At 64.1% G+C, this 16,286-nt stretch carries 17 protein-coding genes; 9 read left to right on the top strand and 8 right to left on the bottom strand.

The genetic code is table 11. The annotated features are described in order from the left end of the window. The first annotated feature begins 33 nt into the window (after nucleotides 1–33). Both Q0L62_RS00630 and Q0L62_RS00625 read left to right on the top strand, forming a co-directional pair. The gene (locus tag Q0L62_RS00630; protein ID WP_296674950.1) at nucleotides 34–2,238 is read left to right on the top strand and encodes a penicillin acylase family protein; all 2,205 of its coding nucleotides are present in this window, start codon (nucleotides 34–36) and stop codon (nucleotides 2,236–2,238) included. A gap of 59 nt (nucleotides 2,239–2,297) precedes the next feature. Beyond that, a complete protein-coding gene (locus Q0L62_RS00625; RefSeq protein WP_296674947.1) occupies nucleotides 2,298–5,192 on the top strand; it encodes a pitrilysin family protein in 2,895 nt (964 codons plus the stop codon). Between the two features lie 112 nt (nucleotides 5,193–5,304). On the opposite strand, the gene Q0L62_RS00620 is transcribed toward Q0L62_RS00625, so the two are convergent. After that, nucleotides 5,305–6,117 carry a hypothetical protein gene (locus Q0L62_RS00620; protein WP_296674944.1) on the bottom strand — a complete coding sequence of 271 codons (813 nt, stop codon included), beginning with the start codon at nucleotides 6,115–6,117 and terminating at the stop codon, nucleotides 5,305–5,307. On the opposite strand from Q0L62_RS00620, the gene Q0L62_RS00615 reads away from it, so the two are divergent. Further along, nucleotides 6,110–6,259 carry a hypothetical protein gene (locus Q0L62_RS00615; protein WP_296674941.1) on the top strand — a complete coding sequence of 50 codons (150 nt, stop codon included), beginning with the start codon at nucleotides 6,110–6,112 and terminating at the stop codon, nucleotides 6,257–6,259. The genes Q0L62_RS00620 and Q0L62_RS00615 overlap by 8 nt on opposite strands. A 42-nt stretch (nucleotides 6,260–6,301) precedes the next feature. On the opposite strand, the gene gatB is transcribed toward Q0L62_RS00615, so the two are convergent. From gatB to rpsU, 5 genes are all read right to left on the bottom strand, one after another. Continuing rightward, the gene (gene gatB / locus Q0L62_RS00610) at nucleotides 6,302–7,798 is read right to left on the bottom strand and encodes an Asp-tRNA(Asn)/Glu-tRNA(Gln) amidotransferase subunit GatB (RefSeq protein ID WP_296674938.1); all 1,497 of its coding nucleotides are present in this window, start codon (nucleotides 7,796–7,798) and stop codon (nucleotides 6,302–6,304) included. Between the two features lies 1 nt (nucleotide 7,799). Then, nucleotides 7,800–9,284, bottom strand: coding sequence for an Asp-tRNA(Asn)/Glu-tRNA(Gln) amidotransferase subunit GatA (gatA, locus tag Q0L62_RS00605; protein WP_296674935.1), 1,485 nt, complete (start codon nucleotides 9,282–9,284; stop codon nucleotides 7,800–7,802). Further along, nucleotides 9,284–9,586 (bottom strand): Asp-tRNA(Asn)/Glu-tRNA(Gln) amidotransferase subunit GatC, encoded by a 303-nt coding sequence (gene gatC / locus Q0L62_RS00600; protein WP_296674934.1) that lies wholly within the window; start codon nucleotides 9,584–9,586, stop codon nucleotides 9,284–9,286. The genes gatA and gatC overlap by 1 nt, the downstream gene beginning before the upstream one ends. A gap of 78 nt (nucleotides 9,587–9,664) precedes the next feature. Further along, on the bottom strand, nucleotides 9,665–10,252 hold the full coding sequence (locus Q0L62_RS00595) for an FKBP-type peptidyl-prolyl cis-trans isomerase (protein WP_296674930.1): 588 nt from the start codon (nucleotides 10,250–10,252) through the stop codon (nucleotides 9,665–9,667). A gap of 99 nt (nucleotides 10,253–10,351) precedes the next feature. Beyond that, nucleotides 10,352–10,558, bottom strand: coding sequence for a 30S ribosomal protein S21 (rpsU, locus tag Q0L62_RS00590; RefSeq protein ID WP_088310185.1), 207 nt, complete (start codon nucleotides 10,556–10,558; stop codon nucleotides 10,352–10,354). A 215-nt stretch (nucleotides 10,559–10,773) separates the two neighbouring features. Between rpsU and crcB the strand changes: the two genes are divergently transcribed. Genes crcB through Q0L62_RS00560 form a run of 6 tightly spaced genes read left to right on the top strand, consistent with a single transcriptional unit; the run spans nucleotide 10,774 to nucleotide 14,501 of the window. Continuing rightward, nucleotides 10,774–11,166, top strand: coding sequence for a fluoride efflux transporter CrcB (gene crcB, locus Q0L62_RS00585; RefSeq protein WP_296674924.1), 393 nt, complete (start codon nucleotides 10,774–10,776; stop codon nucleotides 11,164–11,166). Beyond that, nucleotides 11,163–12,326, top strand: a complete 1,164-nt coding sequence (locus Q0L62_RS00580) for an RluA family pseudouridine synthase (protein WP_296674921.1) — start codon at nucleotides 11,163–11,165, stop codon at nucleotides 12,324–12,326. The genes crcB and Q0L62_RS00580 overlap by 4 nt, the downstream gene beginning before the upstream one ends. A 15-nt stretch (nucleotides 12,327–12,341) precedes the next feature. Continuing rightward, a complete protein-coding gene (locus Q0L62_RS00575; protein ID WP_296674918.1) occupies nucleotides 12,342–12,950 on the top strand; it encodes an FMN-binding negative transcriptional regulator in 609 nt (202 codons plus the stop codon). Then, nucleotides 12,947–13,600, top strand: coding sequence for an HAD-IA family hydrolase (locus tag Q0L62_RS00570; RefSeq protein ID WP_296674915.1), 654 nt, complete (start codon nucleotides 12,947–12,949; stop codon nucleotides 13,598–13,600). Before Q0L62_RS00575 ends, Q0L62_RS00570 begins: the two co-directional genes overlap by 4 nt. After that, entirely contained in the window at nucleotides 13,597–13,809 is a 213-nt protein-coding gene (locus Q0L62_RS00565) for a hypothetical protein (RefSeq protein ID WP_296674912.1), read from the top strand. The genes Q0L62_RS00570 and Q0L62_RS00565 overlap by 4 nt, the downstream gene beginning before the upstream one ends. Continuing rightward, complete coding sequence (locus tag Q0L62_RS00560; protein WP_296674907.1) at nucleotides 13,806–14,501, top strand: ATP12 family chaperone protein; 696 nt, start codon at nucleotides 13,806–13,808, stop codon at nucleotides 14,499–14,501. Before Q0L62_RS00565 ends, Q0L62_RS00560 begins: the two co-directional genes overlap by 4 nt. A gap of 218 nt (nucleotides 14,502–14,719) precedes the next feature. Here Q0L62_RS00560 and Q0L62_RS00555 read toward each other — a convergent pair whose 3' ends face one another. Further along, complete coding sequence (locus Q0L62_RS00555; RefSeq protein WP_296674905.1) at nucleotides 14,720–15,319, bottom strand: ABC-type transport auxiliary lipoprotein family protein; 600 nt, start codon at nucleotides 15,317–15,319, stop codon at nucleotides 14,720–14,722. Between the two features lie 20 nt (nucleotides 15,320–15,339). After that, a complete protein-coding gene (locus Q0L62_RS00550) occupies nucleotides 15,340–16,278 on the bottom strand; it encodes an MlaD family protein (protein ID WP_296674902.1) in 939 nt (312 codons plus the stop codon). Between the last annotated feature and the right edge of the window lie 8 nt (nucleotides 16,279–16,286).

Raw genomic sequence — 16,286 nt, 5'->3', positions numbered from 1 at the left:
CCGACAAAGTGCGGCGTACCGGGGAGCGCTTGAATGACAAGGAAGTGGATTGCACGGGGCGGCTGGACGCTGCTCGCACTGTTCATGATTGCGTTCGTTGCGCTTGCCAGCTGGGAGCCATTTTTTGCCGAGCGGCCCGGCGCTCCGCCGCCTGCGCAGACCTACCGCGCGGACATTACCCGCGACGAATACGGCGTGCCCCATATCCACGGAGCGACAGATCCCGATGTCGCCTTCGGCGTAGCTTATGCCCACGCCCAGGATGACTTTGCGACATTGCAGGATGTCGTCGCGATGACTCGCGGGCGTTATGGGGCGATTGCCGGGCAAAGCGGCGCGGCAGTGGATTTCGCCTATCATTTCCTTGGCGCACGCCGGACCGCACAAAGCCATTATGCACAGCTTCCGGCCGACGTTCGCGCGATGCTGGACGGCTATGCCAGCGGCCTTAACCGCTATGCCGCACAGCATGCGAACGAGATCAAGCTGAGCCGGCTGTTCCCGGTCAACGGACAGGACATTGCTGCCGGCTTTGCGCTTCGCCAACCGTTCTTCTTCGGGCTGGACCGGGTGCTGGGACCGTTGGCCAAAGAAGAACCGCTCCTGCCCGAACATGGTCCGCCGCTCAACGGCAAGCCCCTGCCCAACCTTGCGCGAGGCGGCGGGGATCAGCTGGTGCCTTCGGCCCCCATGCCGCTGCCGATGGGAGAAACTGCGGAAAACAGCGGCTCCAACGCCTTTGCCGTCACTTCATCGCGCGCCGGAGACGGGGTCACACGGCTGATTTCCAACAGCCACCAACCCTATCGCGGCGGGGTGGCGTGGTATGAACTGGTGATTGACAGCGACAGCGGCTGGCACTTTGCCGGGGCGACCTTTCCCGGATCGCCCTATCCGTTCATGGGCCATAACGACAACCTGGGCTGGACCAACACGGTCAACCGGGCTGACCTGATCGACGTCTATGCGCTGGAACTGGATCCAGGCGGAACGCGGTTCAGGATGGACGGACAGTGGCACAGGCTTGAAAGCCAGCGGGTGTGGCTACCGGTTCGGTTTGGCCCGCTGGTCCTGCCGATCCCGCGGACCGTATGGCGCGCGTCCGGCATAGGCCCGGTGATGAAAACAGCCCGAGGCACCTTTGCGGTGCGTTATGCCGGGATCGACAGTATCGGCAGCGTCGAGCAGTATTATCGCATCACCCAGGCAAAATCCTTTGCCGAATGGCGAAAGGCCATGGCGCTGCAAGGTGTTCCTGCGACCAATTTCATCTACGCCGACAAGGCCGGGACGATCGCCTACTGGTACAACGCGCTGATCCCTCAGCGCCGGGCCGGGCCGGACTGGCGCAGTCCGGTGCCATTGACAATGCGAGCCGACGTCTGGAACAGCTATGTACCGTGGGAAGCCTTGCCCCACCGCATCAACCCAGCTTCAGGCTTTCTGTTCAATTCGAACAACACTCCGCTGCTTGCCGCCGGACCCGGCAGCGAGATTGACCCGGCAAGCGTTCCGGCAATCTGGGGCGTCGAAACCGACATGACCAACCGTGCCCGGCGCGCAGTCAAATTGCTGTCCGAAGCAGGACCGATCACCCGCGACAGGCTGCTGCGGATCAAGTTCGATACCGGCTATGAACGCGCCGGCTATGTCGCCGCGATGCTGGATGGCATCGCCGGGCTGAAGCTTGGGGACAATCCCCAACTGGCCAAGGCGCAGACGCTGCTGTCGCAGTGGGACATGACCGCCGATGGCAAAGGCCGCGCCGATGCCCTGGCAGTCATGGTCCTCGAACAGGCGATGAAGAACAGCTACGGCCTGCGCGCCGCGCCCGACCCAAAGACCGAACTGGTCAAGGCGGTCGATCATCTGATCAGATATTTCGGACGGATCGATCCGCCACTTGGTGATGTCGTGCGCATTCGCCAGGGCGGGGTCAACCTGCCAAATGACGGCGGCGGCGATACCTTGCGCGCGTCGACCACATGGGACGTGGGCAAGGACGGGCGCCTGGCGGTCAACCACGGGGACAGCTTTGTGATGGTGATGGAATGGGGCAGGGACGGCCAGGTGCGGTCGGAATCGATCCAGCCCTTCGGCCAGGCCGCTACCCGCCCGGCCAGTCCGCATTATGCCGATCAGGCTGCGCTGTTCGTGGCGCACCGCTTCAAACCGGTTCATTTCAACCGCGCCGATGCTGCTGCTCATGCCGTTAGTCGAATTGTGGTGGGCAATTGACGCGCACCGCCATCTTGTCGCACGATACCGGTCAACTGCTTCAATCGCCAAGGAATCCCATGCGCAAACTTGCTGCCGTATCGCTCGTCGCCCTTGCCCTTAGCGCCTGCGCTGCGCAGACCACCGCGCCGCTTGCCAGCGCACCGCCGCCCACTGCGGTAACCGCTGCGGCGGAAACGGCGCCGGCGCCGCTAAGCCAGCTGGTCAGCGCGGTCGACATTCCGTTCGAAACTTTCAGACTTGCCAACGGCCTGACGGTGATTGTCCATACCGACCGCAAAGCGCCGATTGTTGGCGTCACCACCTATTACCGGGTCGGATCCAAAAGCGAACCCAAAGGCCGGACCGGATTTGCCCACCTGTTCGAACATCTGATGTTCGGCGGATCGGAAAACGTCCCCAATTTCGACATCCCCCTTGAAGGCGCAGGATCAACCGGGACCAACGGATCGACCTGGTATGACCGCACCAATTATGTCGAAACCGTGCCCAAGGGAGCGCTGGATCTGGCGCTGTTCATGGAAAGCGACCGCATGGGCCATTTGCTGGGCGCGGTCAGCCAGGACAAGCTCGATAAGCAGCGCGGCGTCGTCCAGAACGAAAAACGCCAGAACGATAACCAGCCCTATGGTCTGGAAGACTATGGCGTCGGCGATGCGCTGTTCCCGATAGGGCACCCCTATCGCCACGCGACAATCGGATCGATGGCTGACCTGAGCGCGGCATCGATCAGCGACGTTCGCAAATGGTTTACCGACAACTATGGCCCCAATAATGCCGTGCTGGCGCTGACCGGCGATATCGATGCGGAAACCGCCCGCCCGCTGGTCGAAAAATGGTTCGGCAGCATCAAACCCGGGCCCAAGGTGCCGGTCGTGGTCGCCGAACCGGTGACGCTGTCCGCGCCGATCACCCGCGACATTGCCGATCAGGTACCCAACCTGCGGCTGACCCGTTCGTGGAGCGGCCCCGGAGTGAACTCGGCCGACGCCGAAGCGCTGAAGATCGGAATGGACGTGCTGGGCGGACTGGCCAGTTCACGGCTCGACAACGCGCTGGTGCGCGGCAGCAAGCAGGCGGTGGACGTTACCGCCAGCGCTCAGCAGCATGAACAGATTGCCATGCTGCAAGTGGCGATGACAGTGAAAGACGGTGTGGCCCGCGCCGATGCCGAACGCGCGCTCGATGCAGTGATCGCACAGTACCTTGCCGAGGGGCCGACCGAAGACGAAGTGCGCCGGTCCGCCACGCGCCTGGTCAGCCAGGAAATCGGGAGCCTTGAACAGGTCGGCGATTTTGGCGGCAAAGGCATGACGCTCAGCGAAGGGCAGCTCTATTCAGGCGATCCGGCCAAGTACAAGCAAAGTCTGGAACGCATTGCCGCGCTTACCCCGGCCGAGGTCAAGGACGCGCTGAACCGCTGGCTTAGCCGCCCGGTGGCAGCGATCAACACAGTCCCCGGAACCCGCACCGAAAGCGGTGAGACGATGGGCGGATGGGGTGATGAGGCGACCAGCCCGGCGCCCAGGCCTGACGCCAGGAAACCCGCGCCCAAACTGGTAACCGGCCCCAAGCGGGTGGCTCCACCGGTAGCCCCGGTCGGCGATCTGGCCTTTCCGGCGATTGAACGCAGCAAACTGGCCAATGGCGTGCCCGTCACCCTGGTGCGCCGCACCAGCGTGCCCAAACTGGTCCTCAGCCTGAACTTCGATGCCGGGACATCGGCAGACGCGCTGGACAGGCCGGGAACCCAGTCATTGATGCTCAGCCTGCTTGATGAAGGCACCCAGACCCGCGATGCGACCCAGATCGCCGAAGCACAGGAGCGGCTGGGTGCCACGATAGGCGCCGGTCCGGGCGTAGATAGCAGCGCCGTCACGCTTACGGCGCTGTCGGCGAACCTGGCGCCGTCACTGGCGCTGCTGGCCGATGTAGTGCGGCGCCCCGCTTTCCGCGCCGAAGACGTAGCGCGGGTGCGCGATCAGCGGCTTAGCCAGATTGCGCAGGTTGAAGCCAACCCCAGCGGCCTGGCCGGGCGCGCATTGGCCCCAATCCTGTTCGGTGCGGACCATCCCTATGGCCTGCCGGGCGATGGCCTGGGCTTCAAAAGCGATGTTGCAGCGATGACGCCGCAAGCGCTCAGCGCCGCGCACGACCGCTGGATCCGGCCTGAAACGCTGAAGATCACCGTAGTTGGCGATATCACGATGGACGCCCTCGTGCCGATGCTGAACGCCACTTTCGGTGATTGGGCACCGCCAGCTGCCGCCTTGCCGGTCAAGGACATCAGCCGCCCTGCCCCCGCACCGCGCCCGCGCATCGTGCTGATCAACCGGCCCAATTCGCCGCAGTCCGTCATCTTTGGCGGCCGTGTGCTGCCGCTGACCGGGCGCGACCAGAACAAGGAGGCGCTGGATCTTGCCAACGAAGTGCTCGGCAACGGCTTCCTCAGCCGGCTCAACATGGATCTGCGTGAGGACAAGGGGTGGTCCTATGGCGTGCGCTCGATCGTTTCGAGCCCGCTGGGTCCGCGCGCGCTGATTGTCACGGCCCCGGTGCAGGCCGATCGCACCGGCGATTCGATCAAACTGCTGCTGGCAGACATGGCCGCTTTTCCTGCAGCCAAACCGGTCGACAAGGTCGAACTGGCGCGGGTCACCGATGGCAACATTCGCGGCCTTCCCAACCGCTTCCAAACCAACCTGCAAGTGCTGGGCGCTGTGGTGAACAACGAGCGGCTGGGCCGTCCCGACAACTATATCAGTACGCTGGCCAGCCGTTACCGCGCCATCGATGCCCCGGCTATCGACGCCATGGCCAAGACCTATCTGGGCCGCGAAGGACTGACTTTCGTGGTGGTGGGCGATGCCAAGGTGGTGGAACCGCAGCTCAAGGGCCTTGGTTTGCCGGTGGAGGTTGCAAGCGCGGATACAGCTGCCGTGAAGGGCCAGTGACGCCAAGGATGTGACTTACCGCGCCGGTCATCAGGGCCGGGGCACCTTGCCACCAGAAATCGGGCGCCGGAATCACTTCCGGCGCCCGTTTGCTTATGCCGGGATGGCGGCGTTATTTTGCGGCCGAAGATCCCGCAGCAGGCGCGATCGCGAAATCGAATATCTTTGAGCTCATCGCGCCCATTCCCGACATGCCGGCTCCGCCGCCTGTGGTGACCTGCACCATGAACCCGTACTGGCCTGCCAAAAGCGCAGCATCCGGGCGGATTTCATAAACCCCCGGACGCAGCTGAGTGGCGCTGAAGGGTATGCGATCCTTGTCCATCACCCCGGCCTTGGCCCCGCCGATATTGAACTTGCCCACCTTGGCTTCTCGGCGGTCATCCTTGACGGTGAACTTCACCAGGCTGAACTCCTGCGGCGATGTAACCGCGCCGGCGTTGAACACCGCCGAACTGCCGCCGCGATTGGCCTGATCAAAATAGAAATAAAAGGTCGGGCGCGGCGATCCGGTCACGGCTTTTGCCGAATTACCCGGAACAACGGCCTTGAAGCTCATTGACGCGAGGCCGCCGGTCAGAGCGTAGCCAAGAAAGCCGCCGGTCTTGGTCTGGTTGCTCGTCGTCGCATCGATGCCGATCATCCTGGGCTGGCTCAGCCAGTTGGCCAGCATGTAGACGCCCGAGGCGTGCGGCACGGCAGGGTCAGGCGAATCGACAGAGAGTGCTTCGCTTGCTGCAACGGCTTTGCGGTTGGCAGCTTCGATCATCGCGGCGATTACCGCGCTTGAAACGCCCTGCCCCTTCAGCGCGATCAGCGCGCCGGTCGATGTGTCATAACTGGCATCGCTGCCTTTGATCTTTGCGATCACCGCTTCGTCGCCAAGACCGACCTTGAGCAATTCGACTACACTCGAATTGCTCAAGGTTTCCGCATGTACCGCGGTTGCCGACAAGGCTGCGGCCAATGCCGCCGAAATCAAAATCCTCTTCATGCGCCCCCCAAAGGAAAAAGAGCGCTCTGGAATGGATGCGCTCTGGCGCACTGCTTCGGCGATTTTGAATTGAGGTTCAATGACTTTCGTTGCAGGTAAGTTGCAACAGCCCGCCCTAGCTCAGCTTTGCTTTCAGCACCTGGTTGACCAGCCCTGGATTGCCCTTGCCCTGCATTGCCTTCATCGTCTGGCCGACGAAGAAACCAAACAGCGCATCCTTGCCGTCCTTGTATTGGGCAACCTTGTCGGCATTGGCGGCCAGCACGGCGTCAACCGCCGCTTCGATCGCGCCCGTATCGGTGGTCTGCTTCAGGCCCTCGCGCTCAACGATTGCGCCCGCGCCGTCGCCGGTTTCCAGCATCTTTTCGAGCACTTGCTTGGCGATTGATCCCGAGATTGTCCCATCGGCGATCAGCGCCAGCAGTTCGGCTCCGCCCTGCGGCGTCACCGGGCTGTCCGCCAGCCCCTTGCCCAGCTTGTTGAGCGCGCCAAACAGTTCGGAAATCAGCCAGTTGGAGGCTTGCTTGGCCAGCTCTGCCTCTCCCTTGCCGGCCTTGGCTGCCGCGGCAGCGACCAATGCTTCGAACCAGCGCGCGGTTTCGACATCGGCGGTCAGCACCCCGGCGTTGTAGGCTGATAATCCCAGCGCGGTTTCATAGCGGTGGCGCTTGGCATCGGGCAGTTCGGGCAGACTGGCTTTGCAGTCTTCCAGAAATGCATCGTCGAGTTCCAGCGGCAGCAGGTCGGGATCGGGGAAATAGCGGTAATCGTGCGCGTCTTCCTTGCTGCGCATCGACCGGGTGGTGTTCTTGTCCGGATCATAGAGCCGGGTTTCCTGCACCACGGTGCCGCCGTCCTCGATCAGATCGACCTGGCGGCGCGCCTCGCTTTCCACCACAGCCATGACGAAGCGGACCGAATTGACGTTCTTGGTTTCGGTGCGGGTGCCGAACGGCTCACCCGGCTTGCGCACGCTGACGTTGACGTCGGCGCGCATCGATCCCTGGTCCATGTTGCCGTCGCACGACCCGACATAGCGCAGGATCGAACGCAGCTTTGACAGATAGGCCCCCGCCTCTGCCGGCGAACGCATATCGGGGCGGCTGACGATTTCCATCAGGGCCACGCCCGAACGGTTGAGATCGACATAGGACATCGTCGGATGCTGATCGTGCATCAGCTTGCCGGCGTCCTGTTCGACATGGATGCGTTCGATTCCGATGGTCTTGGTGCTGCCTTCGGGATCCTTCTCGTCCAGAATGACTTCTAGCGACCCTTCGCCCACCAGCGGGTGATACAGCTGGCTGATCTGGTAGCCCTGCGGCAAATCGGCGTAGAAGTAGTTCTTGCGGTCAAACCGCGACCACTTGTTGATCTTCGCCCCCACAGCCATTCCGGTACGCACCGCCTGGCGGATGCATTCGCGGTTGGGCACCGGCAGCATCCCCGGCATCGCGGCGTCGACAAGCGAGACCTGGCTGTTCGGCTCTGCCCCGAACGCCGTCGCCGCTCCGGAAAACAGCTTGGACTGCGAAGTGACCTGCGCGTGGACTTCAAGGCCGATCACGACCTCCCACTCGCCGGTAGTGCCCTCAATGCGATAGTTGCTCATTTTACCACCACTTGTCCGGCTTGGCCGAAAACTGCGCGCGCGCTTCGATTGCGAGACCTGCGTTGAGCACGCCCTGTTCGTCAAAGGCTTTGCCGATAATCTGCAGGCCCAGCGGCAGACCCTGCTTGTTCAGCCCGGCCGGAACCGACATCGCCGGCAAGCCCGCCAGACTGGCCGGCACCGCGAACACGTCGTTTAGGTACATTGCCAGCGGGTCAGACACCATGTCGCCCAGCCCGAACGCGGCGGTCGGCGCGGTGGGGGCCAGGATTACATCGCACAAGGTGAAGGCATTGGCGAAATCCTGCGCGATCAGGGTGCGGACCTTCTGCGCCTGCGTGTAATAGGCATCATAGAAGCCCGCGCTAAGCACATAGGTGCCGATCATGATCCGGCGCTTGACCTCGGCCCCGAAGCCGGCGGCACGGGTCGCGGCGTACATATCCTGCAGGCCCGCGCCGTCGGGCAGGTCACGCAGGCCGTAACGCACCCCGTCATAGCGGGCAAGGTTGCTGGACGCTTCGGCAGGCGCAATGATGTAATAGGCGGGCAGCGCGTATTTGGTGTGCGGCAGCGACACGTCGACAACTTCGGCCCCGGCGTCCTTTAGCCAGGCGATGCCGGCATCCCAGCTGGCCAGCACATCGGCATCGGTTCCGTCCATGCGGTATTCGCGCGGAATGCCGACCTTCTTGCCGCGCAGATCGCCCGAAAGCGCCGCTTCCCAGTCAGGCACCGGCATATCCAGGCTGGTCGCGTCCTTGGGATCGAACCCGGCCATCGCTTCCAGCATGATCGCACAGTCGCGCACGTCGCGCGCCATTGGCCCGGCCTGATCGAGGCTGGAGGCAAAGGCAACAATGCCCCAGCGCGAACACCGGCCATAGGTGGGCTTGATCCCTGAAATGCCGGTAAAAGCAGCGGGCTGGCGGATCGATCCGCCGGTATCGGTCCCGGTCGCCGCCGGGGCCAGGCGCGCTGCCACCGCAGCCGAGCTGCCGCCCGACGAGCCGCCGGGGGCCAGCGGTGCATTGCCGCCATCGTTGCGCCGCCACGGTGAAATCACGTTGCCGAAATAACTTGTCTCGTTGGACGAACCCATGGCGAACTGATCAAGGTTCAACTTGCCCAGCATCCCCGCCCCGGCGTTCCACAGCTTTTGGGAAACCGTGCTTTCGTATTCGGGCGTGAACCCTTCAAGGATGTGGCTGGCCGCGGTGGTCTGTACGCCCCTGGTGGCGAACAGGTCCTTCATGCCGATCGGCACGCCGCCCATCTTGCCCAGCGGCTGCCCCGCGGCACGGCGCGCATCCGTGGCTCTTGCTGCGTCCAGCGCCTTTTCCGGCGTGGTGACGATGAAGGTGTTTAGCGCGGCGGCGGCGGCTACATTGGCATTGAAGCCTTCGGCCACTTCGACCGCGGTGAAATCACCTGCGGCAACCCCGTCGCGGATCGCGGCAACGCCCAGTTCGGTCAGGTCGGTCACTATTCAATCACCTTGGGCACGCCGAAAAAGCCGTGCTCTGCAGCCGGAGCATTGGCCAGTACGGCATCGCGCACTCCGCCGCCGGTCAACGGATCGGCACCGATCACATCATCGCGCAGCCGCAGGTGGTTTTCGATCACCGCAGTCATCGGTTCGACGCCGGACACATCAACTTCGCCCAGTTGTTCGACCCAGGCGAGGATTCCGTTCAGTTCTGGAACCATGGCCTCGACCTCGGCCTGGCTGACCTTGATCCGGGCCAGCGAGGCGATCTTGGCCACGGTGGCGGTATCGACCGACATGGCATTCCTTCGTTTCAAGACAGGATAGTCAGGGCGCGCTAGCACCCCCGAAAAACGGCTTCAAGCCGCAGCTTGCCCCTATTGCGGCTGCGGCATGCCCTGAGGCGCGCCTTGCGGAGCGCCTTTGCCGCCGCCCTGTTTCGCCTGCATCTGCTGCATGATCTGCTGGGCCGCTGCTATTTTGCCTTCGGCTTCTTCGCGCGACATGATGTCGATCAGTTCGACGTCAAAGGTCAGGTCCGCATTGGGCGGGATCGGCGATCCTTCGGGAGGAGTAGCGCCATAGCCCTTGTCCGCCGGAATGTGGAGGACATAGCTGCCGCCTTCCTTCATTTTCAGCAGGCCTTCGGTAAAGCCAGGAACGAAGCCGCTGACCACATTGGGCACGCCTTCGGGCAGGACGCCGGGGATCGGGAAATTGCGTTCGGGCGATTTGTCGAACTCTTTCCCGTCAGCCAGCTTGCCGGTATACTTGATCCACACCACCTGGTCGCGGGTTGGGTTGGGCCCGGTGCCTTCCTTGACCACGTCAACCTTGACCCCGGCGGGCAGGGTCGCCCAGGCCAGGCCGCCGGCGGCCAGCGCGGCGGCGGCAACGCCCAGCCACAATTTGCCCAGGGCGCCCTTGGCAATCGGCTGAAGCGGAACGCGGGTAATCTCGGTCATGCGGGCCATCCTGAGTAAGGCGCAGCGAAAAGGGCGCGGGTTGTGTCCGCGCCCTCTTGGCTCAACAGTCGCTTGGGTTCAAGCGGGACTCGACGGGTCTTACTTGACGCCGTCACGCTCCATCCGCTTGCGCTCCATCTTGCGGGCGCGGCGAACGGCGGCAGCCTTTTCGCGGGCGCGCTTTTCCGACGGCTTTTCATAGTGACGGCGCAGCTTCATCTCGCGGTACACGCCTTCACGCTGCAGCTTCTTCTTAAGCGCGCGGAGAGCCTGTTCGACGTTGTTGTCGCGGACGAGAATTTGCATAAACCGAAACACCTCAATTAAACCAAAAGACCAGAGCCCCGCTGCAAATGGTGCGGGGGTGCGCCTTCTAAATAGAAAGACGGAAAAGCGCCGAATCCCCGTGGGAACGGCTCTAACCGGCGGGCGGCTAGCAGAGAGTCGGGGGCTGTGCAAGCATTTGCATGGCAAAACGCGGCAACTGGTAACGGCGCCCATCCCCCGCTAAGGCGCTGTGCATGAACCCGCCAAGTTTTCTTTCATCCTCGCTTGCCGTCGCGATTGGCGGCGGTTTTGGCGCCTGGCTGCGCTACGGCGTCGGCCGGCTGATCGGTACGGCGGGCTATCCTTTTCCCTGGCCCACGCTGACCGTCAATCTGGCCGGAAGCCTGGCCATGGGGCTGCTGGCGGGATGGCTGGCCCGCCACGGCCAAGGGGGAGAACAGTGGCGTCTGCTGCTGGGTGTGGGCATGCTGGGCGGCTTTACTACCTTTTCCGCCTTCAGCCTTGAACTGTTTGGCATGATCCAGCGCGGATCGCACGGCATGGCCGCGCTTTATGCCGCCCTGTCCGTGATCGGCGGCGTGATTGGCCTCTTCATCGGCCTTGGCCTGATGCGGGTGGCAGCATGAAACCGGCCGACAGCGTCCGCCAGTTTACGGTCGGAGCCGACGATGATGGGGCGCGGCTGGACCGCTGGTTCAAGCGCCATATGCCGCAAGTGGGCTTTGCCACGGTCAGCCGCTGGGCGCGCACCGGGCAGATCCGGCTGGACGGCAAGCGCGCCGACGTGGCCGACCGGATCGCGGCGGGACAGATCATTCGCGTCCCGCCCGGCGGCGAGGCGCCGGAAAAAGGCAAACGGGTGCGTGAACGCAAGCCGCTTACGGCCGAGCAGACTGCGCTTGCCGAAACGATGCTGATCGTGAAGACGCCCGCCGCGCTGGTGCTGAACAAGCCGCCGGGCCTGGCGACGCAGGGCGGCAGCGGCACCTATGCCCATGTCGACGGGTTGCTGGATGCCTATGCCGGGGACGATGAACCGCGCCCGCGGCTGGTCCACCGGCTGGACAAGGATACATCCGGCGTCCTGCTGATCGCCCGCACCCCGGGGAGTGCGGCCTATTTTTCCAAGCATTTCTCAGGCCGTTCGGCGCGCAAGATCTATTGGGCGCTGGTGATCGGCGTGCCTGACATCGATGACGGGCTGATCGAACTTCCGCTGGGCAAGCAGCCCGGCACCGGCGGCGAAAAGATGATGGTCGACGAAAGCGAACAGGGCCAGTCCGCGCGCACCCGCTACCGCGTAGTTGACCGGGCCGGCAACCGCGCCGCCTGGGTCGAGCTGCAACCGCTGACCGGGCGCACGCATCAGCTGCGCGTCCATATGGCAGCGATCGGTCACCCGATCGTGGGCGACGGAAAATACGGCGGGCAGGACGCGTTCCTTTCGGGCAGTATCAGCCGCAAAATGCACCTTCACGCTCGCCGCCTGCTGATCGACCAGCCGGGCGATGCCAGGGCAATCGATGTGACGGCCGATCTGCCCGAACATTTTGCCGCCAGTATGGACAGCCTGGGCTTTGATCCGGCAGACGGCGCGCGGCTGCCCCAGGCACCTCCCCCGCCCCCGCGCGAGGTGCTGAAACAGCAGGCCAAGGCCCACGCCAAGCAGGTCCGCAAGGAACGCCGGGGCGAACGCCGGTCACGCGGTCCGGCCGAGGACAAGCCGCTGAAGAAGCGCGGCCCGACCAAGGGCAAGGGTTCGCCCAAACCCGCTGCGGGCAAATAGAAGAAGTCACGCGCTGTGCATCCCAATTGCGCCTTTCGCCACCACGACCGGCCCCTGCTTGAAACCATGCTGGAAGAGATCGGCTTCGGTATGGTGTTCGCCTTGACGCCCGATGGCCCGCGCGTTGCCCATGTGCCGCTGCTCTATACAGGTGACGGCGCGGTGCAGTTCCACCTTGCGCGGGGCAATGCGCTGACCCGGAACCTGGACGGGGCGACCGTGCTGGTCGTGGTCAATGGCCCGGACGGCTATGTCAGCCCGCGCTGGTACGCCGATCCCGATCAGGTTCCCACCTGGAACTATGCCGCGCTGGAACTGGAAGGCCGGGTCCGGCAAATGGACGATGACGGCCTGCTGGGCCAGGTCACGGCCTTGTCGGACAAGCACGAAGCCCGCGTCAGCGAAGGCGAACGGTGGACCATGGACAAGCTTTCCCCCGCAAGAAAGCGCGGCCTGCTGGCAAGCATCGTCGGCTTCGAGGTGGAAGTGGTGGCCTGGCGCGAAACGCTCAAACTCAGCCAGAACAAGGGCGCCGCCGACCGCGCCCGCGCTGCCGACGGGCTGGAAGCCGAAGGATCACCCGCCATCGCGCAGCTGATGCGCGCACTGGGAGGCGGCGCATGACCGTGCGGCTGGCCGTGTTCGATTGCGATGGCACCCTGGTCGATGGCCAGGCGGCAGTCTGCAACGCGATGGACGCCGCCTTTGCCGGCGCCGGACTGCCTGCGCCCGATCGCCACGCCGTGCGCCGGGCCGTCGGCCTCAGCCTGCCGCAAGCGATCCGCCTGCTGATCCCGCAAGCGAGCGAAACGGCGCGGACCGAAGTCGACCGGCTGTACCGCGATTCCTTCCGTCAGACCCGCGAAAGCGGCGCTCTGGTCGAACCACTGTACGACGGGATTGCCGATCTGCTGGCTGCGCTGCACAGCCAGGGCTGGACATTGGGTGTCGCCACCGGAAAAAGCGATCGCGGATTGAGCCACTGCCTTGCCAGCCACGGCTTGTCCCACCTGTTCGCGACGCTGCAAACGGCCGACCGTCACCCGTCCAAACCGCACCCGGCCATGCTTGAAGCCGCCATGGACGATTGCCTGGCCCTGCCTGCCGATACGGTAATGATCGGCGATACACAGTACGATGTGGCCATGGCGCAGACCATCGGCGTGCGCGCCATCGGGGTAGACTGGGGCTATCATTCGCCGCAGGAACTGCAAGCCGCCGGCGCGCAGGCCATCGCCACGTCCCCATCCCATTTGCTGGAGCTTTTGTCATGAACACACCCGATCCCGCCAAACAGCGCTTTATCGTCCTGCAACTGCTGCGGCTGAGCGGGGCCTTCTTTGCCTTGCTGGGCCTGCTGGTGGTCGCGCGCCGGATCGACCTGCCGGTGATCGCGGGCTATGCCTTCCTGATCGTCGGCTTTGTCGATCTGTTTGTCGCGCCGCTGCTGCTGGCCAAGCGCTGGAAATCGCCGCCGCGATGAAGCGCTTCTATGCGGCCGTCACCATCGCCGCCGTGCCGGGTGGCTGGCAGGTCATGCTCGACGGCCGGGGCGTCAAGAGCCAGGGCGGGCGGGCCCAGATCGTCCCCAGCCCGGGCCTGGCCGAGGCGCTGGCCGACGAATGGGCCAGGCAGGGCGAACAGATCGACCCTGCCGGGTTCATCCTGCGCGACATGGCCGATTTTGCCATCGACGTGATCGGCCCCGATCGCGACGCCTCAATCACCGCGCTGATGCGTTTCGCCGAAGGCGACACGCTGTGCTACCGCGCCGACGCTGGCGAGCCTTTGCACGAGCGTCAGGCTGAAGTCTGGGAGCCGCTGCTGTCGGCTGCAGAAGCGCGGTACGATGTTCATTTTGAACGTATCGCCGGCGTGATCCACCGCCCCCAGCCGCCTGCTACGCTGGCCCGGCTGCACGCGGTGCTGGCGGCGCAGGACGATTTCGTACTCTCCGCGCTTAACACCATGGCATCGCTGGCGGCGTCGCTGGTCATCGGCCTGGCGGCGCTTGAGCCGGGCGCAGATGCAGAGGCGCTGTGGGCTGCCGCCAACCTTGAAGAAGATTGGCAGGCCGACCTGTGGGGCAAGGATTGGGAAGCTGAGGAGCGCCGCTTTAGGCGGCTGGCAATTTTCAGTTCGGTAATGGGTTTTGCGCAGGCGGCACAGCTTTGATCAAATTTTCAGCGCAATAGCATCTACGCCCGCCGAAATTCCTCCCGCAAAAGTGCCAAGCGAACCATCCGGCCGCGCCAACGTGACAGCAACGGATACAGCGTCCGATGGCTCGTTTCCGCCAGTTTCGTCGGGTACTGCAAAGCAGCCTGCCGTGCAAAACAACAAAACGAGGCAAAACAGCCGCGTCATACGAACCTTGCGGTTGGACCGAAAGGTCACCCCACCCAGGCCGCAACCTCGGCCGCGACCTGGTTGGCTGCGCGGTTCAGCGCCGCGCCGACCGCTTCGGGCTTGGCCTGCACGCCCGGAACCACCGCTTCGAACCGGCGCAGGGTCACCGCATCGCGCGGGCCGCTGAGCAACGCATCATAGCGCACCACAACGCTGGATGTGCGCGCGTCATACCCCATGTCGATCAGCTTGCCGCCCAGCCGCCGCCCACTTGCGGGGACCGGCTGGTCATCCTCGAACACCAGGCCTTTACTGCCAGCGCGGACCGTTTCGGCCAGCAATGACCGGAACTGGCGGGCGGGCCGTTCCACCCACTGTGCGTTCTTGAGATAGGCAATGTCCGTTTCGCCGACCCGCACCGGCACCCGCATCGCGGCCAGCTGTTTGTCCACTTCAGGTTCGGCAATCGACAGCGCGTTTGCGGGCGTGCCCGAAACCGCAACGCCGACCGGCGCTGGCTGATCCGCGCTTAACCGCAGCAAAGTCGGCGGCGGTTTTCCTCCACCCAGACCCAGGCAGCCCGACAGCAGCAGGGCCGGCAACAGCGCAGCCAGACGAAGCGAAACGGACCGGGCGGAAGGCATGGAAATACTCCGTATCGTGATCATGGCTTGTAGTCCGGCAGCTTGTCCCCGCCGAGCAGGCCGCCGGCGCCCTTTTCGTCGATCTTTTCGGTCACGTCGCGCAGCGCGCGGGTGGTGGCGCGCAGATCGCGGATTGCCGCTTCGGCAGCGGGCAAGGTCGATTCGCTCAGCTGCTTGGTGACCGGCTTGACGTCCTTCATGGTCAGTTCCAGCTGATCTGCCGCGCCCTGCGCAGACTTGAGCGTCTTGCGCAGCGATGCCGCCAGACTTTGCCCTTCGCCGTTGACCAGTTTGTCGGTTGAATCGGCCACGCGTTCAAACGCGGCCAGGGACTGGCGCGCCTGGACCAGGGTCACCTGCAGTTCGGCCATCGACCGTTCGAACTGGGGCGAGGCATTGGCCACGCTGTTGGTCAGCCGGTCGGTATTTGCCAGGATGTTCTGGATCGATTTCTGGTTACTGTCGGACAGGACCAGCGTCAGCCGTTCGGTCAGGGTGGCCAGTCGTTCCAGCAGGACCGGCGCTGAATTGAGCAGTTCGCCCAGGCCCCCGCGCTTGGTAGGGATCACCGGGGCGCCTTCCGGACCCGGCTCGGTCAGCGGCGGCGCGCCCTTGACGGCACCTTCCAGCTGGATGTTCGACACCCCGGTAAAACTGCCCTGCATCGTGGCGGTCACGCCCTGAAGGATCGGCACGCCATTATCGATCGCGATGCGCACCCGCACGAAGCTGGGGTCTTTTTCCCACAACTCGATCTTCTGGACCTGGCCCACTGGAACCCCGGAAAAGGTCACCCCTGATCCCTTGGACAGGCCATCGACCGATTGCTTGAAGAAGATGTCGTATTCGTTGAGGTTGCCTTCACCCAGCCGCGCGATCCAGATCACGAAGGCGGCGACAATCGCCAGCAAGGCCAGGGTGACTGCCCCCACCCAGACATGATTGGCTCTGGTTTCCATTGGCTTGC

It is taken from the genome of Novosphingobium sp. (assembly GCF_024642085.1).
In the GTDB taxonomy this organism is placed as follows: Bacteria; Pseudomonadota; Alphaproteobacteria; order Sphingomonadales; family Sphingomonadaceae; genus Novosphingobium.
Note: the sequence above shows the minus strand (reverse complement) of the source record. Positions and strands in the feature narration are given on the sequence as shown.